Here is a 4,858-nt window from a genome sequence, read left to right as displayed (position 1 = left end):
TACCCGCCCGGGATCGAATACTGGGCCCCCACTGCGAACGCGGATAGACCGCTAAGCAGAGGGGCGGTATTGATCGACATAGCCATAATGTTTTCGCTAACTTATGCTTTATTATCGGATGAAAAACGGAAATGTTGCGTGGAATTCCCATCAAGGGCTTAAAATATAAGTAGTTGTATTCATTAAGATAAGCTAGATCGTTGCGATATTTAAAACCGATCACGCATCTTTCCCGCTTTCGCCAGAGTCGGCTCAGACTCCTTTCCAGGTTGATTAGACCCGGAATCCGGACCGCGGTGTGAAGACGACCCCCTGCCCAGAAACGATGCAGAGCTGACGAAAACAATGCACCCCCAGACAACTTTTGCCTTAATTTTAAAGGGTTTTTTGCCGGCACACGCCTTGCAAAGGGCAATAGAGCGGCATTGACCCCTTTTCCGATAATGGTTATAATTATGACTGGAGATGGTGATAATAAAGATCAGGGGGCGACCATGAAATCCATAACCGCAACCGATGCAAAAAAACGACTCTTGGAGCTCATACGCGACTCGGACGAGAGCTTTGAGCGCTACCTCATCACCCGAAACGGCGAGCCCAGGGCAGTGCTCATGTCAGTGGACGACTACGAGGGCTGGATCGAGACGCTGGAGATCATGAGCGATAAGGGAGCGATGGGAGAGATAAGAAAGGCGCGAAAGGAGATCGACGCAGGCCGCGGCATCCCGTTTGAAAAGGTCCTGGAGAAGATCCGTGGCTAGATACACGATAGTCTTCGCCCCCGCTGCAGAGCGCCAATTCATGGCGCTTCCCACGTTGGTACGCCCGCGGGTTGCGCACGCGATCGCCAAGCTCGCCGACGACCCTCTTCTGGGCAAGCAGCTCAAGGCCGAGCTTTCCGATTATCGCTCATTCAGGGTCGGCGATTACCGCGTCATCTACTTCATCCGGAAGAACGTTGTCCAGGTGGAGATCATCCGCATCAGCCACAGGAAAGAGGCGTATAGATGACAGGATCGCCTGGACCTAATAAAGGACAAGATAATCAAGGGCCGCGAGGTGCTATATGAAGAAGCGGCCTGAACCCTTCTTTCTCCACATGCTGGACTCGATCGAAAGGTGTAAACAGGCTTCAGGTGGCCGTTCGGATCAGGTGTCAAATTGTTGCGACAGGCTCTCGGGGCCGCCCCATTGCGACGGCGCCACTCGCTCCGTTTTTCGTCGTGAAAAATAGGTTGGTTTCAAGCGAATTGCGTATCTTCCTCTCGTCAGCTCCCAATTCGCGAAACCAATGCGATTTTTCACTTCCGAATACACTACGCTCGAAGCCGCGCCCGATTGTCGCAAAGGGGCGTCCCCTGCGCCTGTCGCAGAGAACATCTCTAAGTTTCGCTTCAATTGCGTTTAGGAGCAGAAGTCCTTCCCGCCCCTGCCTGTCATTCCCGCGAAAGCGGAAATCCAGCCTGGATCCCCGATAAAACCACTCGGGGATGACAAGCGTGGAGGTTAACTGTTTTGTTGATCCTGAGGGGCTGACCCTCCCAGCTCATGAGCTGGAGGCGGCGACCCTTCCGCCGGATCAACAAGACAGGTTCTAAAGCACTTTGCTTTTTTTTCACTCAGCTGAGAGGTCCCTGCCTGCGGCAGGCAGGCCATTGAGGGGATTGAAACGAGACGCCACTTGAGCGGCGTCAGGAGGCGCTGCCATCCAAGCCTATAATGCCGCAGCGCCGAATGCGCAGGCAAGCGAATGGCGTCTGAATGAGCGAGCCGTAGCGAAAGGGGCGTGTCGTTTCCATCCCCGAACCTGCCTACCGGCAGCAGGCCATGGAGGGGCAGGATCCCGTTATCAATTCAGAATGGCGTTGAGTACCACCTGACGGGCCGGGCCGGGGATACCCTTCGAGCGGCGTCAGAAGGCGCCGCTTTCTAAGCCTACAATGCTGCGGCGCCTGATGCGCAGGCGACGAGATGGCGTATGAGTCGAGGCGCCGAAGCGAGAGGGGTGTCCCCGGCCCGTCCCGTCTGCTGCCGCGGGATTCTTCGCGGAGGTTACCCTGAGCGAAGTCGAAGGGCTCAGAATGACGATAAGGGCGACTGACCCGAGCCGGGACCCGAAGCCTGTTGACACTTTGCTTCAAATTCCCTAGAAATTCTGCCTTGTTAGACACCTGCGATCGGAGAGGGCTTTGAAGGAACTCCCAAAGGCATATGAGCACAAAGAGGTCGAGGCGCGCTGGTACGGCGAGTGGGAGCGCGCAGGCAGCTTCCACGTGCCGGACTCACCGGAATCGCCGCCCTACTGCATCGTGATCCCGCCGCCCAACATCACGGGCGCGCTCCACATGGGCCACGGCCTCAACAACACCCTGCAGGACGTGCTCATCCGCTACAAGCGCATGGACGGGTTCGCGGCGCTCTGGCAGCCGGGCACAGACCACGCCGGCATCGCGACCCAGAACGTGGTCGAGCGCGAGCTCATGAAGAGCGAGAAGAAGCGGCGCCAGCAGGTGGGCCGCGAGGCCTTGATCGAGCGCATCTGGAAGTGGCGCGAGCAGTACGGCGACCGGATACTCACCCAGCTCAAGGCGCTGGGCGCCTCCTGCGATTGGCAGAGGACCCGCTTCACGCTCGACGAGGGGCTCTCGCGAGCGGTGCGGGAGTGTTTCGTGCGCCTCTACGACGAGGGGCTCATCTACCGCGGCAAATACATCGTCAACTGGTGCCCCCGCTGCCACACGGCGCTCGCCGACGACGAGGTTGACCACAAGGACGAAAAGGGATCGCTCTGGTATATACGCTACCCGCTTCGGGATTCGGGATCCGGGACTCGGGACTCGGAATACATAGTCGTGGCAACGACTCGGCCCGAGACGATGCTCGGCGACACGGCCGTGGCGGTCAATCCGAAGGATGAAAGGTATGCGCACCTCGTCGGAAAGCTCGTAGAGCTTCCCGAGACCGGGCGCCATATCCCGATCGTCGCGGACGACTTCGTCGACTCCGCCTTCGGCACCGGCGCGGTGAAGGTGACGCCCGCGCACGACCCCAACGACTTCCAGATCGGCGAGCGGCACAACCTGCCTCGCATCAACGTGATGAACGAGGACGCGACCATGAGCGCAGAGGCGCCGGAGAAGTACCGGGGGCTCTCCCGCGACGACTGCAGGGACCTGATCGTGCAGGAGCTGGAGAGCCAGGGGCTGCTGGAGAAGGTGGAGGACCACCTGCACGCGGTGGGCCACTGCTACCGGTGCAAGGAGACGATCGAGCCGTGGCTCTCCGACCAGTGGTTCGTGCGAATGCGCCCGCTGGCCGAGAAGGCGATCCGCGCCACCGAGGACGGCAAGGTCCGCTTCCACCCGGAGCGCTGGACACAGTTCTACCTCCAGTGGCTCGAGAACGCCCGCGACTGGTGCATCTCCCGCCAGATCTGGTGGGGGCACCGGATCCCGGTGTGGTACTGCCGGTCTCGGGACCAGGGACCGGGGATCGGGGACCAGGAAAAACATTCCGGGTCCCAGGTCCCGGGTCCCGGGTCCCGAAGCTCATGTCCCCCGATCGTGGCGCGCGAGGCCCCGACCAAGTGTCCCAAGTGCGGCGGCACCGAGCTCGTGCAGGACGAGGACGTCCTCGACACCTGGTTTTCCTCAGCGCTGTGGCCCTTCTCCACCCTCGGCTGGCCTGAGGAGACCGCGCCGCTCGCGCACTACTACCCCACCGCCACGCTCGTGACCGACCGCGGCATCATCTACTTCTGGGTCGCGCGCATGGTGATGATGGGGCTCGCGATGATGGGGAAGGTCCCCTTCTCCGACGTCTACATCCACGGCACGATACTGGACGAGCAGGGCCGAAAGATGTCCAAGTCGCTCGGCAACGGCATCGACCCGATCGACGTGATCGAGAAGTACGGCGCAGACGCCATGCGCTACTCGCTCATGGTGCTCTCCACCGAGGGCCAGGACTTAAAACTCAGCGAGTCCAAGTTCGAGATGGGCCGAAACTTCTGCAACAAGCTCTGGAACGCGGCCCGCTTCGCCATGATGAACCTCGAGGACATGCCGGAAAAGGCGCCGGCCGATAAATTCCTCAACCTGGCCGACCGCTGGATATTGAACCGCCTGGCACACGTCACGAAGGATATGCGCGCGGCCCTCGACGACTTTAAGTTCAGCGTGGCCGCCCAGACCCTCTATCAGTTCGTGTGGAACGAGTTCTGCGACTGGTACGTTGAGGCGGCAAAATTACACCTCGGAACCGGGGACCGGGAACCGGGAACCGGGGACCGGGAGAACGAGAGGGCGGCGACCCAGCACACGCTCAAGCGGGTGCTCGCCGACATCCTGAGGCTGGCGCACCCGTTCCTCCCCTTCATCACCGAGGAGATCTGGGGGCACCTCATGCCCGGCGAGGGGATGCTCATCACCTCGCACTATCCGAAGGCGGAGAAGGCGCGCTTCGAAAAGGAGGCGAGGGCGTTCGCCGCAGTGGTCGTGGAGCCGGTGGAGGCGATCAGAAACATCCGCGGCGAGAGCAACGTGGATCCGAAGAGGCGCATCCCTCTGGCGATCGCGGCGTTCCAGGACAAGCACATGACAAAGCTCTCTGAGGAAGCGCCTCGATACGTGCAGCACCTGGCGCGCGTGGATGAGCTCCTCTCCGTGCGCGCAGGCCACGAACCGGATGAGGTGAAGAAGGCGGCCACGGTCGTGACCGACGGCCAGACCACCTACATCCCCTACGCAGGCCTCATCGACATCGAGGCGGAGCGCGCGCGCCTCACGAAGGAGATCGCGCGCGCCGAGTCAGAGATAGAGGCGGTGGGCAGAAAGCTCGGCAACGAGTCGTTCACAGC

Annotated in this window: 3 protein-coding genes; all 3 read left to right on the top strand. The window is 60.7% G+C overall.

Translation table 11 applies throughout. The features are described 5' to 3' along the window. Positions 1 to 494: 494 nt before the first annotated feature. On the top strand, positions 495 to 761 hold the full coding sequence (locus JXA24_06110; protein MBN1283326.1) for a type II toxin-antitoxin system Phd/YefM family antitoxin: 267 nt from the start codon (positions 495 to 497) through the stop codon (positions 759 to 761). After that, on the top strand, positions 754 to 1,011 hold the full coding sequence (locus JXA24_06105; protein ID MBN1283325.1) for a type II toxin-antitoxin system RelE/ParE family toxin: 258 nt from the start codon (positions 754 to 756) through the stop codon (positions 1,009 to 1,011). Before JXA24_06110 ends, JXA24_06105 begins: the two co-directional genes overlap by 8 nt. Before the next feature lie 1,178 nt (positions 1,012 to 2,189). Beyond that, the coding region (locus JXA24_06100) for a valine--tRNA ligase (protein MBN1283324.1) at positions 2,190 to 4,858 on the top strand (2,669 nt) is incomplete at its 3' end.

The organism is Pseudomonadota bacterium, from assembly GCA_016927275.1.
Lineage (GTDB): Bacteria > UBA10199 > UBA10199 > 2-02-FULL-44-16 > JAAZCA01 > JAFGMW01.
Note: the sequence above shows the minus strand (reverse complement) of the source record. Positions and strands in the feature narration are given on the sequence as shown.